This is a genomic window from Phormidium sp. CCY1219 (assembly GCF_035615515.1).
Taxonomy (GTDB): Bacteria; Cyanobacteriota; Cyanobacteriia; order Cyanobacteriales; family Laspinemataceae; genus CCY1219.
Genome location: NZ_JAJENT010000564.1, coordinates 1 through 24,909 on the forward strand (window position 1 = coordinate 1; position 24,909 = coordinate 24,909).

Genomic DNA, 24,909 nt, shown 5'->3' on the forward strand with positions numbered 1-24,909 from the left:
GGGCGATTAAAATCGCGCCTAGGCGAGCAAAGTCCGCCTGCGCGGAGTATTTTTTGAGCATTATTCCGTGGGATATAATATCAGTCGTCTTTAGACGACTTCAGCTATGAGGCGGGGACTTTTAGTCCCCGTCTCCCCCACAATTTTACCGGAGAACGAACCGCCTTAAACAGAAATTAGGAAATCAGTTCGCCGATCGCATCCATGATGCGATGCACTTGTTTTTCCCACGTCCAATTTTGCATAAAATCGGCGGCGGTTTTGCCGCGTTTTTCCGCATCGGGGCGATTTTGGTAGATAAATTCCAGAGTTTCCACCACTTCCTCAATCTGAGATTCGCCCCATCCATCTACGCCGGAAAAATGGCGGGTGGGTTGCACGGAGGTTTGCGATCGCAATGGATAGCAGCGCTCATCGCCTATTAAATCTAAATGCCCGGTATTCGCCGATAAAATTGTCGGAATTCCACAAGCCATACTTTCCATTGCCACCAAATTCGTTCCGCCTTCGCAGCGGTTGGTAAATAGGGCCACATCCGCTTCTCGGAGGATTTGACCCACGAGATAATTGGGAATTGCACCTAACTCGATAAACGAGTCAGCATTCAATCCATTGGCGATTAACCATTCGCCGATTTTCAACTGGCGATCGCGACCCATTTGTGGCAATCCCACCACATTACCGGTGCGGTCCATGCCCAGCATAAATTGCGGCCAAAAATTGTGCCATGCGGGAATTAATAAAGCCTCTGGGTGGCGGGATTGAAAGGCTTTAAACGCGGCGACAACAATATCTTGCCCCTTGCGATATTCCAGTTTGCCGCCGCTAAAAATCACAAAGCGATCGCCGAATAAATTGGATTTCGGTGCGGGATGAAAAATTGTCGGGTCGATGCCTTGGGGAATGGCCCGCACTCGTGGGATGTCATTGGCTTTTAACACCTCAGCATTCCAATTAGAACCCGCAATAATCAGCTCGTATTCTAACGCTTTGGCGCGTTTTTCGGCGGGGATATTCGTATCTTCAAAAAAGATAACGCCAATATTGTGTTTGCCGCCAATTTGTTGTTGGGTCGCGACGCTGACGAAGTTATTCCCCAAAGCGTGCAACACGGGAAAATCGCACCAAATGGGTTTGCCCGGTTGTTGGGCGAGTCGCTGTTGCAGGGTGTGATAGCGCGCCAGAACCGGTTGCAAGCGCGATCGCTGCAGGGGATTGACTAACCCAGACACATCGGGGGGCATGAGTAACATGGGCTGAAATCGGCCATTGTGCTGCAATTGCAAAGCGAGATTGGTGCCGAAAATGCCCCAGCCGGTCATTTGATTCAAGGGCCAAGAAATGCCAATCCGAATCGGTTTGGGGGCGGATTTGGCGGGTTGCAGGGGTTGGGAGGTCATGGGAGAAGGGGGTGAAGTGGGAGTAAGCGTTGGGGGCGGGGAAGGCGGTGAAAACGGGCGCTGTGCAGATAATGCGCGCACTACGCGATCGAACGGGTCTTGCCAATCTCCGGGCTGAGGTTGGCGGAATAAACGCATGGTGGGATACCAGGGGGAATCTTCGCGATCGCGCATCCACCGCCAGTCGGGCGCAAAGGGCAACAGCACCCACACCGGCTTGCCCAGCGCCCCCGCCAGATGTGCCACCGATGTATCCACGGTGATGACTAAATCCAATTCGCCGATAATGGCCGCCGTATCGGCAAAATCTTCGATTTGAGGCGCGCAATCTCGCACGAGGGGAGAAGGGCGACGAGAGGCGGGATTCGCCGGATCCCGGGGGGCGGCTAACCGGGCAAAATCCTCGAAGCTGGGCACTTTCAAGCGCAGATTGTCCCGCATCACGCGAATCTGCTGGCGCGCTTCTAATTCGGTGAGTTCTCCCACGCGCTCTCCTTTTTGCAAACTGTAGAGCGACAGGTTGGGAAGATTGGTGAGCGTGAGAAACTGTTCTAACCCGCAGGCGCGATCGCGCTGATTGCCATACCGGGGACTTCCGGCCCAGACGATGCCGATTTTGTAGTGAGTATCCTCCCGAATCGCCGTTAAATCCAGGGCGGGGCGGGGCGGGGGGGCGGATAGGTAGGGAACTTCAGCGGGAATGCTGGTTAAGGTGGTGCGGAAAATGCGCGGTAAGCTCATCAGAGGCGCATGAAACTCAAACGGCGGTAACGGTTCCCCGGTGGGAATCGCGCGATCGATACCCGCCACGGTTTCAAACAACCGCACTAATTCAGGCGGACATTGTACTATCACTCGTCCCCCGCGTTGGGCGACTAAGGGAACGTAGCGAATAAATTGAATGCTGTCGCCAAACCCCAGTTCGCAATGCAGCAAAATCCCGCGCCCGGATAGTTCCGATCCGTCCCACAGGGGAACGTCAAAGCGTTGGGAGTCATTATCTTTACGTTTTCTGCGCCATTCATATTCGGCAAATCCGCGCGCATAATCCCCGATCGCTAGCAATGCAAATCCGAGATTGGTATGGCTATCCGCATCCTGGGGATTCAGCGCCAGCACTCGTTCGTATTGCCCGATCGCTGGTTCGATTTTATTGCATTCGAGCAGGGTATTGGCTAAATTATAACAGGCATTGGTATAGTTTGGCTGTCGGGCGATCGCCTGTCGATAGTGAGCGATCGCCTCCTCTATTTTTCCCTGCTTTTTCAACAAATTGCCCAAGTTATAATAGGCGGCGGCGCAGTGCGGTTGCTGGGCAATAGTTTGCCGCAGAGTAGCCATTTCTGACTCGAGAGCTTTATGGCGATTTGCCACAAATTCTGCCACGTTTTCCTGCAGTGCTGTGCCGACGCGGCGGAATAATTCTGCCCAATTCCCCGGTTGGCTTTGGCGGAATACCCGCACGGTGGGATACCAGGGATTGTCTTCGCGGTCGAGCAACCAGCGCCAATCGGGAGAAAAGGCAAGCAATACCCAAACTGGCTTGCCCATTGCGGCGGCAAGGTGCGCTACGGATGTGTCTACAGTGATGACTAAATCCAACTGGGCGATTGCGGCAGCCGTATCGGCAAAATCATGCAAATTTGGCGCTAAATCGCAAATCTTCAAGGGTTCGCTATGTTGGCTGAGTTGGCGATCGCCTTTTTGCAAACTGTAGAACCGAATGCCGGGAATTCCTAACAGGGGTTTGAAGTATTCCACCGCACAAGAACGCTTGGCATCGTTGGTATGTTCTGGAGAACCGGCCCAGACGAGACCTACTTTAAAGCGATCGCTCTTCAAACTCTCGGGAAATGATTGATTTGGCGCTTGCAAATACGGAATATCGGCGGGAATGGTTTCCAATGTAGTGCCGAAAATATGCGGCAAACTCATTAACGGTGCCCAGGTATCAAATTCGGGCAAAGGTGCATCCACATCCATCACTTCATCAATGCCCGCTGCATTTTCCAATAAGCGGATTAATTGCTTCGGAATACGAAGGATAACTCGCCCCGCAAGTTGAGCCACAAATGGCGCGTAGCGGATAAATTGTAGGGTATCCCCAAATCCTTGTTCCGCATGGAGTAAAATCGTTTTGCCCTGCAAATCCGACCCATCCCAAATCGGGGCCTTCACCGGCAGGGGCGACAGACTCGGAATCCGCCAGCGCCATTCGTATTCGGCAAACCCGGCGCGCAAGTCTCCCGCTAATAGTAACCCTAACGCAAGATTGAGGTGGGCGTCGGGAAATTCCGGGTTTTCTGCTAGGGCATCTTGGTAACTGGCGATCGCCTCCTCAATGCGGCATTGATCGTGTAACAAATTGCCGCGATTCACTCGCGCTTCTATATAGGTCGGATCCAAGGCTATGGCGCGATCGAACTGCGCTAAAGCCTCGTCAAATCTGCCAATTTTTGACAGAATATTGCCCAAATTGTTGCGACATAACAGGTAATTCGGGTTCAGTTCTAGCGCCCGCTGCATACTGGCAATGGCGGCGGCGGTTTCTCCTTTGTCTTCTAGGGCATTTCCTAAATTATAATGGCTTTGCACGTGGGTGGGGTCGAGGGCAATAACTTTTTTGTAGCTGGCGATCGCTTCGTCAATTTTGCCTTCATCATACAAGGCATTTCCTAAGTTATAATGCGCCGGAATGCAGTGGGGAATCAGGGCGATCGCTTGCTGCAAATAGGCGATCGCTTCGTCGGGTTTGCCCAGGCTTCGCAATGCCGCCCCGAGGTTGATATAGGCGGAAATTTGCTCTTCGCTGGCCTTTCCGGACTGGGAAATGGCGGCGATCGCCTGTTTGTAGTACACCACGGCGGTGTCTAATTTGCCTTGCTGATGGGCGATATTTCCTAACAGTTGCCATGCGCGATCGGCCAGGGGTTCTTGCTGCACGATTTCGCGGCAAAGCTGTTCGGTTTCGGCGTAATTTTCGGCGGCATACTCGGCGCTAGCTTGATGGAGTTGCTGTTGGATTGGAGGAGCGAAATTCATCGGCAATTGAGGGATAGAAACGGGCAATCTTTTTGGTTCGCTAAGGCGGCGTTTTAAGGCGGCAGAAATGCGCTGGAATACGCCGGGCCAGTCGCCGCGCTGGGTTTGGCGGAAAATTCGCAGGGTGGGATACCAGGGGGAATCTTCGCGATCGCGCATCCAGCGCCAATCTGGGGCAAAGGCAAGCAGCAGCCAAATCGGTTTGCCTAATGCCCCTGCCACATGGGCGACTGAGGTATCTGGACTAATGACTAAATCTAATTGGGCGATCGCTGCCGCCGTATCGGCAAAATCATTAAACTGCGGCGCGCAATCCACAATTTTTCCGCTGTTTAATGCCTGGGGATAATGGCTCAATTCGTCTTGCCCTTTTTGCAGGCTGTAAAATTGAATGCCGGGAATTTCTAGCAGGCTAAAGACATAGGAAAAGGGCACCGATCGCGTGCGATCGTTCGGATGCTTGGGATTCCCGGACCAGACGATGCCTACTTTTAAGTGAGAGGTGTCGCTTGGGGCGGGGAGGGAATCGGTATTCTGAGTGGGTGGCGCGAGATAGGGAATGTCGGCGGGAATGCTCTCTAGGGTAGTCCCCAGCAGGCGGGGCAAACTCATCAGCGGGGCCCAAACATCAAAGTGCCCCAACTGACTGAGAGAGGCGCTCACTTTATCGATACCTTGCAAAGTTTGGCAAAATCGTTCCAGGGGTTTGGGGACGCGAACCACCACGCGGCGGGCGTATTGGGCGACTAAGGGGGCATAGCGGATAAATTGAATGATATCGCCAAATCCTTGTTCGCTGTGCAGCAAAATCGTTTTGCCTTGCAGGTTAGAGCCATCCCACAGGGGCGCGGGAATGTCCGGCATGTCGGGACCGACACTCACGCGCCAGCGCCATTCGTATTCGATAAATCCGGGTGTGAGGAAGCCGGCAAGCAGCAAGGCAACTCCGAGGTTGTTGTGCGCTTCCGGATACTCGGGGTACAGGCGCAAGGCGGTTCGGTAGCTGGCGATCGCGGCTTCCAGGTCTCCCAGTGCTTGCTGCGCTAAGCCGAGGTTATTGTAGGCTTTGGCAAAATTGGGGTTGAGATTTATCGCCTGGGTTAAATAGGCGATCGCTTCTTCCGGGCGATCGCATTCTTGCAGCAGCATTCCCAAGTTATTATACGCATTCAGATGTTCCGGTTCCCGGGCGATAACTTCGTGATAGTGGGGGATTGCCGCTGACTGGCGACCCGCTTCCCATAGGGCATTGGCTAAGTTATAATGCAGCGCCGCCCGTTCTTCTGGGTAAGCCGCGATCGCGGTTTCGTAGCAGGCGATCGCTTCCTCGAATTCCCCGCGTTCCTTCAGCGCCATGCCCAAGTTATTCAGCACCATCGGATGATGCGGCTGTTGCTGCAAAATCCGCCGATACCCTTGCATTGCCTCGGCTAACCGCCCCGCCCGATGATGTTCGATCGCTCGCTCGATTTCAGCGGCGATCGCTGCTTCCGGGTTCGTTTGTCTCTCGATGTTTGACGCCATAAGTGCTTGTGTTTTCTCGGGTTTTCGCGTTTCTTGAGTGACAGTTCGCTCTTGCCCATTGGCTAAGGCTATTTTAATCCGTTCCATCGCACTTTGCCAATCCCCAGGTCGGCTTTGGCGAAACAGCCGTAGGGTCGGATACCACGGGCTGTCCTCTCGGTGCAGCATCCAGCGCCAATCTGGGGCAAAGGGCAGCACTACCCATACCGACAAGCCCATCCCCCCGCCTAAGTGCGCCACAGCCGTGTCTACACTGATGACTAACTCCAGTTCGTTTATCAATGCAGCCGTATCCCGAAAGGTATGAAGCTGGCCGCTTAAATCCTTTATCCGCTCTTCGCCGTAGCGTTTTCTGGCTTTTTTGATTAACGTTTTGTCTGCAACTGGAATTTCTTTTTGTAGCACATAAAGAGTAATGCCGGAAATCTCTAGCAGTTGCAAAAATGCCCCTAGGGGACAGGAGCGTTTGCCAGCAGTGGGATTTTGGGAATTGGCAGCCCACACAATGCCGATTTTTCGCGGATGTGCGAGGGGCGCGGGGGGCAGGGATGCCCGGTGGGTGAGGGGAATATAAGGAACGGTTGCCGGAATTGTCTCCAGCGTGGTGCCGAAAATGTGCGGCAAGCTCATCAAGGGGGCATGAAGGTCAAACTCGGGCAAGGGGGAATGGCGGGCGATCGCGCCCTCGATGCCCGGGAGATGTTGTAACAGGGAGACCAAGGGCGGGTGACATTCCAGTATCACCCGCCCGCCTCTTTGTGCCACCAAGGGAACATAGCGGATGAATTGCAGGGTGTCTCCCAATCCCTGTTCCGCATGTAGCACAATTCTCCGCCCTGCCAAGTCGGATCCGTCCCACTGGGGTTGTGAGAAGGGGCGGGGTTGGCGATCGCGCAGGTGCCAGCGCCACTCGTATTCCGCAAACCCGCGCACATAGTCGCCGGAGAGCAACAGGGAGAGGGCGCGATTCCAGTGGGAGGACACCGATTCGGGATCTAGGGCGATGGCGTTGTCGTAGGCGGCGATCGCTTCCCGCAAGTCGCCGCGATCGTGCAGGGCAATTGCCAAGTTATAGTAAGTGTTGGGGTCTTCTGGGGTCAGGGCGATCGCTTTCCGGTAGTGGGCGATCGCTTCGTCGAGATTGCCGCTGTCTTTTAGGGCATTTCCCAAGTTGGTGTGAATTTCTACATCCCGGGGCATTTGCCCCAGGGCCTCCCGGTAGTGGGCGATCGCCTGGGCGTAGTCTTTGCGCTCTTGCAGCAGGTTCGCTAGGTTATAGTGGGCGTTGGCATACTCGGGCTTTTTGGCAATGGCTTCGCGGTAGTGGGCGATCGCGCGCTCGATTTGCCCCGCTTGCTTTAGGGTGTTGGCAAAATTATAGTGAAGTTCCGGCAGGTGCGGGTGAAACTGCACCGCCTCTTCATACCGCGCGATCGCCTGCTCGTGGTTTCCCCGACTTGCCGCAATCGACGCCAACCAGTACAGCGCCTCTAAATTCTCCCGTTGCTGTTGCAAGATTTCCCCACAGGTCTTTTCTGCCTCCTCTAAGGATGCGCTTTCATACTGCTGGCGGGCTTTTTCCAGCAAGGGAAGCAGGCGATCGGCAGCGGTGAATTTTGGACGTTTTTGTGCAACCATTTCCGAAAAGTGTCACGAGAGAACCTAGGGAATTAGTTTACCAAGATTTACCCAAAATTTTCCAACTCCCTCCTCATCCGCCTCCCCTGCCCCCTGACCTCCATCGGCACCACCTCCACCGCGCGATCGCCGATATTATATCTCAGCTTCTCACAATTAAGTCTCACAAATGAAGGCTTCTCACGCACAAATGACGCTTGCGAAACTGGCGCAACTTCAAGCTTTTTTTCCCGAATTCCGGACACAGCCCAGTAAATCTTAACAGAATATTCTCTAATGGCTGAAATTAACATGAGCGACACCACCAGTGGTCAATTCTACCGCGCGATCGCCAATTGGAGCGGACGTTTAATTTTACCCGCTCCCACTGAAAGACGGGGAGACGGCGGCGTATTCGTGGAAGTGGAAAATACCCCCACCGCCTACCGCCACCTGAAAGGCAAAACCTTGTGGGTTCGATGGCACCTCGCCTCCATGCACCAAATCTGGCTCCAGCGCGCCCTCACCGATATCCAGTTCGATCGCATGACTCGTGAGAGCATGGCGAATCACAACCTGCACCCGACGCGCTTAGATGGCTGGTCTAATGTGAGTCCGTTAGAATCCCTCGCCGGTGCCCGCCTCGCCGACGACGTACAGGTAGAACTGGATGTGTTAAGTGTGGAACCAAACGGAGACTCCTGGGCGTTAAACATTGGCGACGAACCGATCCAAATTGTCGGCGTGCAAAAAGCCCTGGTGCAGTTTGTCGAACCGACGGGAGACAAGCACTATCTCGCGCAACACTATCATCCCCGCACGGGAAAATTTGACGGGCCGAGCGAAATTCTCGCCTTTCCCGATGCGGGAACTCTTCATCCGGGACACCAAGTAGAACAAAGTTCGATCGCTAACATCGAAAACTCGCCGTTAAATGCCTCTGGCTGGTACGTTTACGGGGAACGCGGCGCGAACGATACATTTAACGTGCAAGCCCTCGAACCGGTGGAAGCCCTCCAACTGTCTCCCACCAAAATGCTCAGCGGGCGGGAAGAAACTCGCCATTATTTTGTGAGTGCTAAATGGCAGCACATCCCCTTGCACCGGGTGGAACGCATCCTGATCGATAACAACGGTCCGCTGATGCTTCCCTTTGGGCGATCGCCCGAAATAATGGAAAAGCGCACCCGGGAACTGTGGTATAAAAATGATGTGGCGTTAGTGGTTCATACCTTTGGTTGGCGCGGCGGCGAAAAAGGCGACCCGGCTATCTTTGGATTGGTTCCAGGACATTTTTCGTTCGGGTTTGCGCGCGTTGTCAAAGATGAATTTAACGGCGAATTGCGCTTCGATTTAGTTTACCGCCAAGTGTACGGGCACAACCGCGAAGGTGTGATTGCTGGGGCGCAGCGCTGGCACGCTTATATGGGCAGTCTCGCACGTGGGTGGATGTACACCTTGCCCGTCTCCGACGTGACGATTCGCATTCCCGAACTCACAATGCCCTATTACTTCGGCGATCGCTCCTTCGACCCCCTACAACCCATCCAACAAGAACTCGCCCTGATGGCGGCGCGATACCGCACCGGTCCGGGTAATGGCGCTTCCGTGGTCACTCCCTCCACCTCCTGCGTCAAAGATTCCAGTCAAGCCCTGTTTTCCGCTATCCGCCGACTCAAAGAAGATGTGCTAAGCGATGCACAGATTAAACGGGAATTGGAAAAAAGCCCGAAGAATTTTCACACCCAGCGCTTCCACCGAATGGTATCCCTCCTGGAAGAAGTGGAATCTTCCCTGCTGATTCCGTTAGGATACGTGCCGAAAAATTGGCGCGGCGATAACGAAGAAGTTGCCATTTATCGCCGCGAGGCTTACTCTAATACCGGCGGGGCAATTCTCGAGGCGTTAAAAGCCTGGAAAACCATGCTTCCCCGGCGCGCAGAAATCGAATTGTTGCGGATTTTGATGCAATATGGCGCAACTATGTTTGATTTTAAATCTGCCAACATCGGCGGAGAAATCCCCGGCATCGAACCCGATCCACCTGGGGTAATTTTATAAGGAAAAAATGCCCGCACCCCCAGGTGGGGTTAAATTCAAACCAAGCCCGCCTAAGCGGGCTATTTTTATTGATAATTTTCCCAAGCCAATATCATTTTTTCTCTTATTTATCTCCATAATATATCAATTTTACACCCTCCTCCCTCGCCGACCAACCCCCTGGGACTGTTTCCCCACAATCGAAAGGCTAAATAGTTGGGACGCTGCTTTAAAAATATGCTAAGATAAAATAATCGATAGTAACCTGTTTGATATCATTTCCGATGGATGGCGAATTCAAGCAAGCAATTGAAATACCGCCTTGGCTTTCTCAATGCCGCAACTCGACTCTGCTCGTTGTACGCCTACGCGGACTAATTTTTGTTACATCTATCACTGCGGACAGGATATGACGCCAATTTTCAGCCGAACAAATACCGGACAGTCAAAGGGTGACATAAAATATCTGCATTCTACTCTATTTTTTTGAGGTTAAGGAGTTTATAGCTATGACAAAACAATGGGGTTATACGGCGATTCTGGTGTTGGTAATGACTGTGGCAAATTCCAGCGCCCTGGGTCAATTTATCCCACCTAGTTTCGGTCAAAATCTCGCCCGATCGCCAGAATTCAAAGAGAATGAACCTTCCTTAAACTGGCGCGGCATTCCCCTGGATTGTTACCTTCGCGTCGGGCCTCCTTCTCCCTCTCCCGGCCCGATAATTTTAATGGCAGAAGCCACCTCTGGATATTTAGCCGAGGTGGCCCTGGCGTATGGAAAAGCGGGAAAGGTAGAAGAAGCGGTGGCGGCGATCGCGCAGATGGACCACGATTTAATTCCCTACCAAACCTTGGTAACATTAGCAGAAAATTTAGCAATGGCGGGTGACTACCAGCAAGCCTTGCAACTCACGGAAGCGGTGAACTACCGAGAAGAAGGTCTGGAACAAAATGCCCGATTTGTGACCGAAATAATGGCAGTAGTAGCGCGGGAATACGCCCGCTCTGGGAATCGGGAAAAAGCGGCAGAACTTTTCTCGGAAGCGATTGCTTTGGCGAAGAATTTTCCCGACTTTATCCAAACCAGCGCTCTTGCCGAAATTGCCGGGGAATATGCCGCCGCAGGGGAAGGCGATCGCGCCATTGAATTAACCCAAACCATTGAGGATGAAACCTACCAATCTCAAGCGTTAGGCGAAATTGCTCAATCGGCAAGCGATCGCCAACTGAACGACCTGTTAACTCTGGCCAATGGCCTTGCAGATAATTATAACAAAATCCAAGCCTTGAATGAAATTGCCAAAGCGGCAAAAGTGGAGCGATTAAACGCGATTTTGCAAGGCACAAATGAGCTTACCGATGAAGATAAATCTCAGGTATTGGCCACCCTTGCCGAAAGATATGCCGCCGCCGGAGAATTCGATCGCGCTTTGCAAATTGCCAGTGGGATTGCAGGGGAGTATGAGAAAGGAGAAGCATTAACAGCGATCGCCCAAAATGCCACCACCCGCGACAACCTCGATCGCCTCCTCTCTCTCGCCCAAAATGGCGGCGAAAGCGCTTTGCCAACTCTCGCCGGTGGATATTCCCAAATCGGGGAATTTGACCGGGGGTTGCAACTCGCACAAACTGTCGCTGATGAAACTTTAAAAGCTGCCGCGATCGCCCAAATTGCCGCAAATTCTCCCAGCGATCGACTCCCTGAATTAGTAGCAGCAGCAAATCAGTTTGAAGATGAGTATTTGAATCGCGCCGACGCCCTGGGGGCAATCAGTTTGCGCTACGCTCAATTGGGAGAATACGACCCGGCGATCGCCCTGGCAAAAACTATCAATTCCGACTCGCCGAAAAAAGTGGAGGTATTAACTCACATTGCCGAAGAATACATGCTACAGCGCGACAATGTGCAATTGCCCGAAGGCATCGATTTAGAAGAAGTGCAAGTGCGGGCAACTCTAGGCGCAATTCAGGCGATCGCCCAACAATACACCGAAGCGGGAAACTACCGCCAAGCCTTAGAACTGTACGATCGCGGCTTGCAACGGCTAGAAACTATCGATACCAACGCCATCAACGATCCGAGCTATCAAGAGTTTGTATCGCGCCATCTCTTTAACCTGAAAAACCACTATATTCCCTTAGTCAATTGTGCAATTAATAAAGCAAAAACACATTAAATTATGGCCACTCATTTTTACAAAGATAACCAACAAGCATGGTTTCACGATGAAGGACATACCTCCGGATTTTTTCATACCTACGACAGCTTACAACTCGGAGAAACTGCACCGAGGAAGGTGCATATTTTTCTCCCCCGAGACTACGAAACCCAGACCCAGCGATATCCGGTGGTGTATGTGAATGATGGAAATACGGCGTTTTTTCGCGGTGGATTGGCGAATAAATCCTGGTGGATGGCGGAGGTGTTAGAGGGTCTTTATCGACACAATGAAATTTGCCCCCTTATCCTGGTGGCAATTCATCCCTTGAACCGGGATGTAGAATATACTCACGCGCCTGTATTCCATCGCCCGAGCGGAGTGGAAGCCTATGGCAATTATGTCAGCCACTTCGTCAAACCCTTTGTCGATCGCAATTATCGAACGTTACCCCATCGAGAACGCACCACCATTTTAGGGTCTTCTCATGGGGGACTAGCTGCCTTTTATATTGCCTGTCGCCATTGCGATCGCTTTGGGAATGCAGCCGCCCTTTCTCCCTCTTTTTGGGTAGGTCTGGATACCGGAGTGGGTATGTTTTTTCCCCTGTCTAAATCCAAGTTAATCCAGATAACTGCACCTACATTGCAAAATCGACAAAACCGACCCAAAATTTGGTTAGACTGGGGACTGTTGCGCCACAATGGATTCCATAACTGGTTTATCGAACGTCATGCGACGAAACGGGGACGGGAAATGGCAGAACTGTTGCAAAAAAAGTTTAACTACGTTCTCAACCGCGATTTATTTGTGTGGGAAGACGAAAACGGGGAGCATACAGAAGACGCTTGGTCTCGGCGTCTCCCTTTCGTCTTCAAAGCATTTTATTTCAAATCCGATCGGGTAGCTTAAAAACCTGTTAAAAAGGCGATTTATCGCCTTTTTAACAGTCGCTTTTTAACTCGTTTCCAGCACATACTGGGAACGCCCACATCAAGGCTATGCCTACCCAAAACCGGCCAAATAAATGCCCCGTTTCAAACCGTTTTCCGTGGTATTTGTGCGGTGGAAACCTCCGGATATTTGTCCGGACAAATGTCAGCATAGGGACAGAACGCACAGTTTTCCGCCGAGGGTTGTGCGGCGTAATTGCCGGCTAACAGGTGTTGCACGAGGGTTTCGGCTTCTGGCGTTATCGCCGCCAACTGGCTGCGGTCGAAGGAGTATAAAGTATCGTGACGCAGATAGGCGATGTAAGCGCGATCGCTTCCCGTCGCTTTGGCATAAGCCCAAAGCTGAAACCGATGGTGGGTCGGTATCATTTCGCGATCGGTTTTGAAGTCTAACACCCAATTCTCACCCCACAAATCTACCACCCCATTGAGAGTTAATCCTTGGAACTCCAGGGAAATCGACCGTTCCCGGCGGGTCATGGTTTTGTGAAAGGGGGCAAAGTCCTCCACAGTATCGAACCGTTGCGCCAGGGCGATCGCCTCTGCTAACTGTTCCGGGGGCAATTCCGGGTCAAAGGAACTCAGGGCTTGCTCATCGCGAATGCCGCGTTCTAAGGCAATGTGAACCAAGGTTCCCACCCGTTGTGCGAGAGGGAGTCCTTCGCCGATGCCGGGATGCCCATGTATAAACCGAAATTCAAACCGTTTCGGACAGCGCGCGTACTCGCTCAGGGCGGTGACGGGCAAGTGAAAAATCCCCGAACCCACGGCGTTGAGCAGCATTGCGGGCGGTTGGGGGAAGGGTGCCGGTTCCGGCGGATCGGGCGATCGCGCCGCATCCGGATCGAAGGGAATCGGCTGCGTGAGAATCTCGGCGGCTGCCAAACCGGGGCACAGGCGATCGAGTCCGCTTCCCTTTTCCTCAACTGCGGTTAGCAGCAAGCGATCGCGAGCGCGCGTGAGCGCCACGTATAGCAATCGCACCGCCTCCGCCTCCTCTCGCTCTTGTTGCCACTGCTCCAAACATACGTAAAGGGCGGGTTTCACCACCTCTCCCGCGTCATTTTCTCCAGTGAGCGCCACCCCAAATCCCGGATCGAAATATACCGCTTCGGTGGTATTGCGCTGCTGGCGCGTTAAGTCCGGAACCACCACCACCGGCCATTCTAACCCTTTTGCCCCATGAATGGTGGTCAACGCCACCGCATTCGTGCCTTCTAAGGGCAAGCGCGGCACTTTTACCCGATCGCCGTCGGTTAACTGTTTCAGGCGGCGCACCACGCCGAATACATCCCCCGCTCCCCGTTCTAATTGCCGCACCAGTGCCTCGAACCCGCGCCAGTCAGCCATTCGGCGCTCTGCACCGGGTAAATTGGCGATCGCGCCACTATATCCGGTGAGGCGATCGCTCAGTTGCAGGAGCCGAGTGGGCGGTTCGCTGGCTCTCGCACCGAGTAGCTGTCGCAGCACTTTTACCGCATTTCTCACCTCACGGTTGTCTCCAGTTTTTAAGTGTTGCCACCAAATCTTATCCTTTGGCAAGGTCTGTGCTAACTGAAACAACACCCGATCGCTCACGGCGAAAAACGGACTCCGCAACAGCGCCACTAACGCCAAATCATCCGCCGGATCGGCCAAAAATCGCAACAGCGCTAAGGCATCTTTTGCCTCGCGGGTATCTAACAAATTATCCCCCCCCGCTAACGCCACGGGAATTCCCACACTACTGAGGGCTTCGCCGTATAATTCTAACGGTGCCCAAGCGCGAGACAAAATCGCTATATCTCCCGGGGCGATCGCGCGCAACTCCCGGGTTTGTTTGTCCCAAACCGTCATTTTCGAGTCTAGCATTTCCTTTAATACCCGGGCAATGTGCCGCGCTTCTACCCGCTGGCGATCGCGTTTTAAAATCCCTTTCTCCGCCTTGACCCCATACACTTGCAAATGAGGTCCACAATGCGGCACATCTTGGCGCGCTGCGGTTAAATCTTGATGCAACCTTGCCAAAACTGGCGCAAACACTGTATTAATTTGACTGATTAATCCGGCGTGAGTGCGAAAGCTGGTATCGAGAATGACTTCACAACCGCCTGCATCAACAATTCGCGATCGCCAGGTTTCAAACACCTCCACATCCGCCCGCCGAAATCCATAAATTGCTTGCTTCACATCCCCCACAATCGTTAGCGTCGCCTTCTGCGTCAGCGCTTGCAAAACTTCTCCCTGAATCGGATTCGTATCCTGGAATTCATCCACTAAAAACGCTTGCCAGCGGGAGTGATAATACTCGCGCACTTCCGCATGTTTCAACGCTTCCAGGGCATGAACTTCCAAATCCGCATAGTCCAAAACCCGGGCGCGTCTTTTCTCTGCATCTAGCTCGGACTTGACCTGGGTAAATGCTTCGCGCAATGCAGGCAACTGTTTTAACAACTGTTCGTCTGCCTCTCCAGTTTGTAAATTAATTAAACCCGCTTTTAAGCTATCGTTAACGACGCTTCGCAACTGTTTGATGGCCTCTTTGACTTTTTCTAATGCTCCGCTTTCCCAGTTCTTTTTACTGCCAACAGTGAGTTTAATTTTGGCAATCTTCTCCAAAGCGGCGCTCGTGTCTTGTCCCGCTTCTAAATCGGCGATCGCCTTCAGCGCCACTTGTCGTCCTTGCTTTTCTAACTTATCTTCCGGTTTGCCCACATAGTGGTTTAAAACCGCTTGACAATCGTGCAACGTTTCATCATTTAATAACGCTTCTCGCGCTTGCTGTCTTTTTTCCTCCACTAATGGGAGCCAATCTTCTTTGCCTTTGGCTAAAGCGCGTTGAGCGGTTAGCGGGTCTTGTAACAACCCTTGCAGCGATCGCATCAGTTTAGAATAAGGAATTGCCTGGTAAATCCATTCTGGTAAGCGTTCTAAGGCCAATTCTAGCCGTTCTTCCATCCATAAAATGCCCTCAATTTCATCTAATATGGTAAAATCTGCTGGCACTGCCGCAGCTTCGGGATGTTCGCGACAAATGCGAGCGCACAGAGCGTGTAAGGTTCCAATTTGGGCGGCTTCTAATTCGGCAAGAATGTCAAAGCGATCGCTTAATTCTTGGGCAGCTAGGGTGCGAATTCGCGAGCGTAATTCCGCCGCTGCTTTCTCGGTAAATGTGACCGCCACTACCTCCAATGGCGAGAGTTCCTGTTGGCGCAAGTGATAAAGATAGCGTTCTGTCAGCATATAAGTTTTACCCGTTCCCGCGCCAGCGGTAACGGCAACGCTTCCGGGAAAATAAGCGGCTATCTGTTGTTTTTCAGTTAAAGTCATGGGCAATTTATCCTTTGGTTTTGAGACGGTTTGAGGGATAATATTCGGATGGGCTTCATTCCTGGAAACCCAATCATTTTTCTGCGTCGGATTGACTTGCCAAGGTGCGATTTACATTCCCCGCGTTGGGGTAGGTTTCACCTATGGCGATCGCCGATATTTCCGACTTAACCGCGCCCCTTTGCGGCAGACTAAATCGAAGGAACAGTAGCGACAAGCCTGCTGGTTGATATCGGGATTCACGGGATACTGTCCTTTTTCTAAATGCAATTTTACCTGATGCAGGATGGATTTGACCGTTTCCGCATCGGGCATTTTTTTAGACAGGTTTTTCCCTTGTGTGAGAGAATAATACTCGGCGCGCGTTACCGATTTATCTGGAAATAGAGCGTTTTGTGCTACTTGCAGGTAGAGGGGCATTTGAATGTCTAAACTGAGCCGATCGCTATCATCTTTTACTTTCATTGAAGTGGTAGAAGACCCGGTTTTATAGTCGATTAAAGCCACGCCATCGGACAGTTCGTCCACGCGATCGAGGGTGCCGCGAATTTTCAAGCCCAACCATTCGACTTCAAACTTGTGTTCTAGTGCGATAATTGTAGCACCGTATGACAAAAAATCAGGCTGTGCGATCGCGCGCTGCAAAATTTGCAAGTGTTCCAATCGCTGACCTTGCCATCCGCGCACGGCACGCAATTCTAACTCGGTCTCGCTTTTGGCGATCGCATCGTCTAATTGGTCTTTTGTTGCTTGCCGAATATCTTCGGCTGACATTGCTGCCTTCACCGCTAGTTCCAAACTGCGATGATACAGCCGTCCTTTAAAACTGGGGCTGAGTTCTACTTCCGCTTCAGATAATTCCGATAAGCGCAAAAGGCGATCGGCGAACCACTTGAACGGACATTGACCCAAAGCGGCAATTTGTGAGGCGCTAAACCTGTGAGTTTCCGGGGCGATCGGCAATCGCACCATCCCATCGTACTCGTCCGGGGGGTGGCCGGATTCCCGTCGCCGCTCCACTTGTAAGGCGCGCACTGCATGAGGCCACACCGGGTCATCGCACATAGCCTCGCCGCGCAGGTTGGCGCGCCGCGCTTCTTCCCAACTGGCAATCGGTTGCGGGGGTGCGGGAATCGGTTCTACACCCAAGCGCGAGAGATAGGGACTGGGGAGGGTGGGGTCTTTGCCGCGCAGTTGCGGGTAGGACAGGGTGAGTTGCTGACGGGGAGCATGCAGCAGAGTATAAAAAATCGCCGCTTCCCGGCGGGCGGCTGCGGCGGCACTTTCCAGGGGGAAACCCGCGCGAATCAGCGATCGCCGCGCGTGGAAGTCGAGCATCGGGTCGTCGCGGACTGGGGCGGGTAACACCCCTTCTGCCGCGCCGAGGACGAACACATACTCGTAATTGCCGCCCATCAAGGACCGGGGCGAGTGCAGTTCCACGCCACCGCGTCCCGGTTGTGCGGGCACGGTTAATAAGGCCAAGGTATCGAGAATATCCCGGGCAAAGTCGGCAAAGGCGATCGCCTCCCGTTCCGGTTTGGCTAATTGCACCAGTTGCTCTTGCAAAGTATAGTAAGCCACGATTTCCCGCGCCCATCGTCCCGCACGACGCCTCAGTTCAAAAAACTCATCAAACGCCTGTTGCAGTCGTTGTACCCAGTTTTCCCGGGTATCGGAAGCAGGCCAGTTCAGGGGAGACAGGTCGATCCCATGCTGCTGCCATCCGGCCAAGCCTGCCGGATGGGTAGCTCTCACGTTTGGCCAAGTGTCCCGGTCGAGTTTGGCACCTAACGGATGGCGCAATAGTTTGGCCGTCACCTCGAAGGGAAACTGTTCCGCGATCGCTTGTAGCAAAAGCTGCACCCAAGCTCCCAACCGGGTATCATGTAACGGAGTGGCATAAAGCGCTCGCACCGGCAGTTCGTATTCCCAGGCCACATCCAGCACCGTGGGTCCGTAGCTCACTTCGTCCCTGACCGCGAGGGCGATCGCCCGGGCAGAAACCCCTTGGCTGAGCAGTTGTTTCACCCGCGCCAAGGTGCCTCGCACTTCCGCTTCTAGGTTGGGGTAGGTATGGGCAATACAGTGAGCGGGGGTGGCCCGAGAGAGAAACGCATGTTGCAGGCGATCGCCCAAAGTTGGCGGCGCAGTTACCGCTTCCGCCACCTGCCATCCTTGCCCCTGCAACCACTGCACCGCCTCCTGGTTCTCCGCAAACAGGGGGTCATCGGCACAAGGGAGTACTATCTCACTACCGGCAGCGGCGATCGCATCGATAAATGCCAATTCATCTCGGCGCGGGTTAAAATACCCGTAAATCGACAATGGCTGACCGGTGCCCGGGTGGCGACTGGCTTGCCACAACAGTTCCGAGGAATCGATACAACCGCTTTCCGCCAAAGCGTTTTTATATATAAAAACGACCCGGGCGAGCTGCTGGATGCGCGATTCGCCAACGGTTTCGAGCTTGTGCAAGTCAGTGCCAGCGCGCAAAATTGCCTGGAGTGCCGGGGCGATCGCCCGGGCCGTCCCCTCCACATCCGAGGGAGCGATCGCCGCTCTCACCGCCCGTTGTAACTGGCGATGTGCCTGTAACGGGTTAGCCACCCGCACTCCTCGGTCTCGCAGGCCCTCTTGTGCGAGATTGGGCAAACTTTTGTGCGGCACCTTTAATGCTCTTGCCCCTACGGGCGTCGAGGTGATGGTTAAACGCTGCCCTTCTGCAATTTTGCTTTGCATCAAAGCATGGGGCAATATCTGCAAATATATCACTCGTGTCATAGGATAAAATCGCCATTTAGCTCCGGTCAAAAAATACACTCAAAAGTCAATAAAAGCCATCTCTTCCATTCCCCATCGGGTATGACATAGATTGCCTTAAACTTTCTGAAGCTAGTTTATAACAAAATTTCCATTTTGCATAGAAGACCGTGGCATCGCTTCTCAGACGCCCCTGCCCATTAACCTCCTCAAGCGCGATAGAGGAGCCAAAAAATCGACTTTTGACCGCCAATTTTCCCTCAAACTGCGCCCAGCAACCCCATCCAAGCTTAGGGTTGCCGGGGCGATCGCCAAAATGCTTGTGTTTCGACACCCAATCGACTATCCTAAAACATGATGCATCGGTGAAGTAATTAGTGACGCAATTGGTGGAACGCTTACCCCTGTTAAAACGCGCTGCCCAAACTGTTCTGACGCCCTCGCCAGAACCTCCCTCCCCCGCGAGTGTGGTTGAGGCACTGCTAGAGTGCGAAAAAGCAGCCAAAAAAAGCAAACAACGCTATGAATTTAAAGAGTTAATCGGCACTTGGCGCTTGTGTTTCATTACCGGAACCAAAAAAACGCGCCAGAGGGCAGGAATAGTCATGGGTTCTGGTCGCTATTTGCCGCGTTGGGTAAAAATTCAACTCTCTTATTCCCCCGCTACGGCATCAGAAGTCCCCGCCGAAACGGAAGCTATCGCGGGTCAAATGCACAATTTCGTTCAATTCGGTTCCTTACAGTTTGCCTTAACCGGGCCGGCCAAATTTCTCCCCGTAAAAAACATTCTCGCCTTCGATTTTACCCGCATGAGTGTAAAATGTTTTGGGATAAAATTGTACGATGGATTTATTCGCGGCGGCGAACAAAGCGAAGCGCAGTTTTATGGCAAACCCGTCAAAAATCAAGCATTTTTTGCTTATTTTCTGGTGACGCCAGAGGCGATCGCTGCCCGAGGACGCGGCGGAGGTTTGGCTCTGTGGGGGAAAGTAAATGACTAGGGAGTGCTTCCAAATTGTTAGAAAATGTACCGCCAAAAATTGTATTAAAATTAGAGATAAATTCTAGTGGGTAACGCCCAGCCCACAGCAGGTAACGAGTCAAGAGAAACCCTAACATGATGAATGCTGCTTCACGGTCTTTTTATCCCCTGCGCCATCTTTCGATTCGGGTTCCCTGGCATGATGCGGGATGGAATGGGACGGTTTGTAACAATCCGAAATTCAATGGGTCTTGTTTGAAATTAGATAATATTGCGCGGCATCGAAATGATGCGGCGGAAGATGTGGTGGCGGGGTTATCTCTCGAACAGTTGGAACCCCATCAATGGCCCTGTTGTATTGCCGAACGGGGTACCTTTATGGCACCATTTGAGTATGCGAGAAAGGTGCGACATCCTTATGTAGAAACTTCCCCCAAAACTCACGGTCATTTTGCCCCGACTCCCCTGCGACATCCTCCCTATTCCGCACCAGCCATTCCCTTTTTATGGCTTCGCAGGGAAAACTTAGAAGAATACAGTCGAATTTACGGTATTGATACCAATATCGAGTGGGAACCCACCTTGCCATTTAATACGGGTTGGGTGCAAGATTATCGCAATCATTCTGCAGTGTTAAATTGCTTTTACGGACATATCAAACCGCAACAGTCTCTTTGTTTTTTCTATGCGAAACAAGTGCCATTTGTAGAAGATTATCGCCGGGTGATTGTGGGCGTGGGGCGAGTGCTGCATATCGCGCCATTAAGCGAATATAACTATCACCAACCGGGGAAAATTCGCTCATTGGTTTGGGATAGATTGGTGCAGCATTCGATTCGTCCAGATTTTAAAGATGGGTTTTTGTTACCCTATCACGAAGCACTGAAATTTGCCGAAATCAACCCGGATTTTGACCCGGCAGAAATTGCGGCATTTGCACCGGATGACCGCATGGGAGAATTTTCCTACGCTACGGAACATGTGACCCATGATGGCGCGATCGCCAGTTTGCTCGCTTGTGCCGCCTCGTTAAACAAAGCCAAATTGTTTCTTCCCGGTCCTTGGGGGCGCTGTCTGAAGTGGATCGATACGCAACTGGCGCAAGTGTGGAAAATGCGCGGGCCTTGTCCGGGATTGGGGGCGGCATTATGTGCCTTTGGCGTGGAACTCGGCACCTTTGTAGCGCGAGAAATTGCCGCCAAACTATCAGAAAATGAAGACCCTTGGCCGCTAGTAGATTGCGTTTTTCGCGACCCAAAAACCCACTTACCGCCGGAACTATCCTCGCAAATTGGCAGCACCTTGCAAAGAACCTGGCAGGTGCTTCCGCCAGAACGGCGATCGCTGCTAAAATTGCTCAGTCGTTTAGAAATTACCCCAGATAAAGCCAGCTTGATTTACGTGCAAGAAGTGCGCGAGCAACATGGTATTTTTTGTCAAGATGCCGACTTGCTGAACAATCCCTATTTAGTTTACGAACTCACCCAAACTACCATCAATCCCGTCAGCGTTTGGACAGTCGATCGCGGCATTTTCCCCGACGACTGCATCCGCGAAAACCATCCGCTGCCCGAACCCTCTGCCTTAGATAGCGGTACGGACAAACGGCGAATTCGCTCTTTAACCGTAGAAATTCTAGAACAAGCCGCCAATACCGGACATACTTTATTGCCGGAAAAAGATGTTATTTTAAAAATTCGCGACCTGGACTTGGAACCGAGTTGCGATGTCAACCGAGATTTGATGAGCGTGGCGCAAGAAGGTTTCGCCTCCGCCATCGATATCGTGGAAATCGAAACCGCTGGTTGCGAATCGGATCCGCGCCGCAAAAAAGCCTATCAGCTCCATCGTCTCTCGCAGATGGGAAATGCGATTCGCAGAGCAGTCAATAAGCGGATTAAAGGCAAGCGTCATCAGATTCCTGCCGATTGGCGATCGCGCCTCGATGCCACCCTCGAAAGTGCGGAAGGAGTCGGCAAAGACGCCGTAACCGATGCCGCCGAAGAACGGGCCAGACAAGAAAAAGCCGCCGCCCTGAAAGAATTGGCAGAATCGCGCTTATCCGTGGCGATCGGTCCTGCCGGCACCGGCAAAACCACCCTGTTATCCGTCTTGTGCGGGCAACCAGACATTGCAGCCGGTGGCGTGTTGTTACTCGCCCCCACGGGCAAAGCGCGAGTGAGAATGGAACAAGCAGCAAAAGGCTTTAACTTAGAAGCTTATACTTTAGCCCAATTCCTCTATCGCTGCGGCAGATACGATACTCGCACTCAGCGCTATCACTTATCCGACAAACCCGCAAGGCATTACGCCCGCACGGTAATTGTGGATGAAGCTTCCATGCTTACCGAGGAAATGCTCGCCGCTTTGCTCGATGCCCTGAAAGGGGTTCATCGCCTGATTTTAGTCGGCGATCCGCGACAACTTCCCCCCATCGGTCCCGGGCGTCCCTTTGTGGATATTATCGCCAAACTCACTCCCGATAATGTAGAAACTATTTTTCCCCGCGTCGGTCCGGGTTATGCCGAATTAACCATCAGTCGTCGTCAAGGTGGATTAGAAACGGAAGATTTGCAATTAGCCAATTGGTTTAGCGGGCAATCTTTAGCCCCGGGAGAAGATGAAATCTTCGATACGGTGGTCAAATCCGGCAAATCCGAGCGCGTGCGCTTGGTTCAGTGGCAAACCCCAGAGGAATTTAAAGACCGCTTGCTGGAAGTGCTGGTGGAAGAATTGCACCTAGAAAGCAGTCAAGATATCCAAGGATTCGACCGCTCTTTAGGAGGCAAACCGCGCGGCGATTACACCTATTTTAATTTAGGCGCGGCGAATCAAGCCGAAGCATGGCAAATCTTATCCCCCGTGCGCGGTTTATCTCATGGCGTCTCGGAAATTAATCGCTTAATTCACCAGCGCTTTAAATTCAAAGCAGTGGAATTGGCGCGGCAGAAATATCGCCGGATTCCCCAACCGTTAGGCGCGGAAGAAATCGTCTATGGAGATAAAGTAATTAATGCCATCAATCACTCGCGCAGTGGCAAAAAAGTTTATCCGAAAGAAGGCGCAACCGGATATATTGCCAATGGGGAAATAGGCATCGCGATCGGTCAGTTTAAAACCCGAAAAATGCGCGGATTGCCTTGGTTGCTTAAAGTCGAATTTGCCTCTCAACCGGGGTTTCAATATGATTTTAGCAAGGGCGACTTTAATGAAGAGTTCAATAACACCTTAGAATTGGCCTATTGCTTGACAATTCATAAGTCCCAAGGGAGCGAATTTGATTTGGTCTTGTTGGTGTTGCCTAATCCCTGTCGGTTGCTGTCTCGAGAGCTGCTTTATACCGCCCTGACGCGCCAGCGAGAGCGGGTGGTGATTTTACATCAAGGCGATCGCGCTGACCTAAAACGATATGCATCCGATGCCCTTTCCGATACCGCCCGTCGCCTGACCAATTTGTTTCACATTCCCCATCCGGTGGAGGTGTTTTTTACCACCGCAGTGGGTCAAACCCAAGTGGAAAAAACGGAAAGTCGGTTTTTAGAAGACCGCCTGATTCATCGCACGATTCGCGGGGAAGCAGTGAGGTCTCATTCGGAAGTCACCATTGCCAATCGATTGGCGGCTCATCAGTTAGAATACACTTACGAAAAGCCTCTAACTATTGGCAACAGTACCAAATACCCCGATTTTACCCTGGAAGATGACGAAAGCGGCATCAGCTATTATTGGGAACACTGCGGCGTTTTCAACGACCCCGCGTATCAAGTCCGCTGGCATGATAAGCTCGAATGGTATCGCCACCATGATATTTTACCCTATGAAGAAGGCGGCGGCGATCGCGGCACCTTAATTGTCACCCGCGACAAGGAAAATGGCGGGATTTCAGCGGCGGAAATCAACCGCACCATCCAAGCGGCGATCGCACCCTAAATCCCGCGCGCTTCCTCCACTTCTCTAGTCCTCATTTATTCTTTGTTATGACCTCCAACTTGTACGAAAAAATCCAGCAATTTTACGATTCTTCCTCCGGTTTATGGGAACAAATCTGGGGGGAACACATGCACCACGGCTATTATGGCCCAAATGGCGATCGCCAAATCGAGCGGCGACAGGCTCAGATCGATTTAATCGAAGAATTGCTCCACTGGACCGAAGACAACTTGTCTCGCAATCTCTCCGAAACGGTATCCAACATTCTCGATGTCGGTTGTGGAATTGGCGGCAGTTCTTTGTATCTGTCGCAAAAATTTAACGCCACCGCCACCGGAATTACCCTCAGTCCCGTGCAAGCATCTCGCGCCACCCAACGGGCCGAATCTGCCAATCTTCCCTGCAATTTCCAAGTCGCCAATGCGTTAGAAATGCCCTTTGCCGATAATTCTTTTGACTTAGTATGGTCCTTAGAAAGCGGCGAACATATGCCGAATAAAAAGCAGTTTTTGCAAGAATGCTATCGGGTACTCAATCCTGGCGGAACCTTGATTTTGGCCACCTGGTGTCATCGTCCCGTCACCCCTCCCGCCCCGCCATTGAGCGAAAAAGAGCGGCGACATCTCATCGAAATTTATCGGGTTTATTACTTGCCTTACGTGATTTCTCTGCCCGAATATGAGGCGATCGCGCATCAGAGTGGTTTCCAAAATATTCACACTGCAGATTGGTCTGCGGCGGTAGCTCCCTTTTGGGATATCGTGATTGATTCGGCATTCGACCCCAGTGCTATTTTTGGCTTATTATTCTCCGGTTGGGACACCATTCGCGGCGCGCTCTCTCTCGGTCTGATGAGCGAAGGGTACAAAAGCGGTTTGGTGCGCTACGGTTTAATTTGTGCTAGTAAATAAAGTATAATTTAAACCCCCCTGCTACTGACTCGTTCCTAGGCTCTGCCTGGGAACGCCTCCCCCGAGGCTCTGCCTCGTAAAGTATAACACAATCGCCCCTGCTAGGCTCACTTAAAATAAAACCCAAACTTCCCAAAAAGTTATCTGTAAACCAGCAGCCACGGCAGTATTTCACTCTCCCGCGTTTTGCAGGCAATCCAGACGCAATCTGATGCCCAAATTCAGCCGAAAACCACAATCGGGGGAATTTTTCCCCGGAAAATCCGGTAAGATAGACCT

9 protein-coding genes are annotated in these 24,909 nt (G+C 52.2%); 6 read left to right on the forward strand and 3 right to left on the reverse strand.

What is annotated here, in order from left to right; genetic code table 11:
• Positions 1–176: 176 nt before the first annotated feature.
• Positions 177–7,604: a tetratricopeptide repeat protein gene (locus LKK83_RS15515; RefSeq protein WP_324632118.1), complete on the reverse strand. Its 7,428-nt coding sequence runs from the start codon at positions 7,602–7,604 to the stop codon at positions 177–179.
• Positions 7,605–7,880: 276 nt separating this feature from the next.
• Between LKK83_RS15515 and LKK83_RS15520 the strand changes: the two genes are divergently transcribed.
• The 3 genes from LKK83_RS15520 (at position 7,881) to LKK83_RS15530 (ending at position 12,694) form a co-directional block, all read left to right on the forward strand.
• Complete coding sequence (locus tag LKK83_RS15520; RefSeq protein WP_324632119.1) at positions 7,881–9,644, forward strand: hypothetical protein; 1,764 nt, start codon at positions 7,881–7,883, stop codon at positions 9,642–9,644.
• A gap of 488 nt (positions 9,645–10,132) precedes the next feature.
• The gene (locus LKK83_RS15525; RefSeq protein WP_324632120.1) at positions 10,133–11,800 is read left to right on the forward strand and encodes a tetratricopeptide repeat protein; all 1,668 of its coding nucleotides are present in this window, start codon (positions 10,133–10,135) and stop codon (positions 11,798–11,800) included.
• A 3-nt stretch (positions 11,801–11,803) separates the two neighbouring features.
• Positions 11,804–12,694, forward strand: a complete 891-nt coding sequence (locus LKK83_RS15530; RefSeq protein ID WP_324632121.1) for an alpha/beta hydrolase — start codon at positions 11,804–11,806, stop codon at positions 12,692–12,694.
• 125 nt (positions 12,695–12,819) lie between these two features.
• Here the strand turns inward: LKK83_RS15530 and LKK83_RS15535 are convergent, their stop codons facing one another.
• A complete protein-coding gene (locus tag LKK83_RS15535; RefSeq protein WP_324632122.1) occupies positions 12,820–16,044 on the reverse strand; it encodes a UvrD-helicase domain-containing protein in 3,225 nt (1,074 codons plus the stop codon).
• Positions 16,045–16,185: 141 nt separating this feature from the next.
• Entirely contained in the window at positions 16,186–18,828 is a 2,643-nt protein-coding gene (locus tag LKK83_RS15540; RefSeq protein ID WP_324632123.1) for a PD-(D/E)XK nuclease family protein, read from the reverse strand.
• 356 nt (positions 18,829–19,184) lie between these two features.
• Here LKK83_RS15540 and LKK83_RS15545 point away from each other — a divergent pair, with 356 nt between their 5' ends.
• The 3 genes from LKK83_RS15545 to LKK83_RS15555 all read left to right on the forward strand — a co-directional run bounded on the left by LKK83_RS15545 (position 19,185) and on the right by LKK83_RS15555 (position 24,630).
• A complete protein-coding gene (locus LKK83_RS15545; protein WP_324632125.1) occupies positions 19,185–19,808 on the forward strand; it encodes a hypothetical protein in 624 nt (207 codons plus the stop codon).
• A 116-nt stretch (positions 19,809–19,924) separates the two neighbouring features.
• On the forward strand, positions 19,925–23,719 hold the full coding sequence (locus LKK83_RS15550; RefSeq protein ID WP_324632126.1) for an ATP-dependent DNA helicase: 3,795 nt from the start codon (positions 19,925–19,927) through the stop codon (positions 23,717–23,719).
• 47 nt (positions 23,720–23,766) lie between these two features.
• Complete coding sequence (locus LKK83_RS15555; RefSeq protein WP_324632127.1) at positions 23,767–24,630, forward strand: methyltransferase domain-containing protein; 864 nt, start codon at positions 23,767–23,769, stop codon at positions 24,628–24,630.
• Positions 24,631–24,909: the final 279 nt, after the last annotated feature.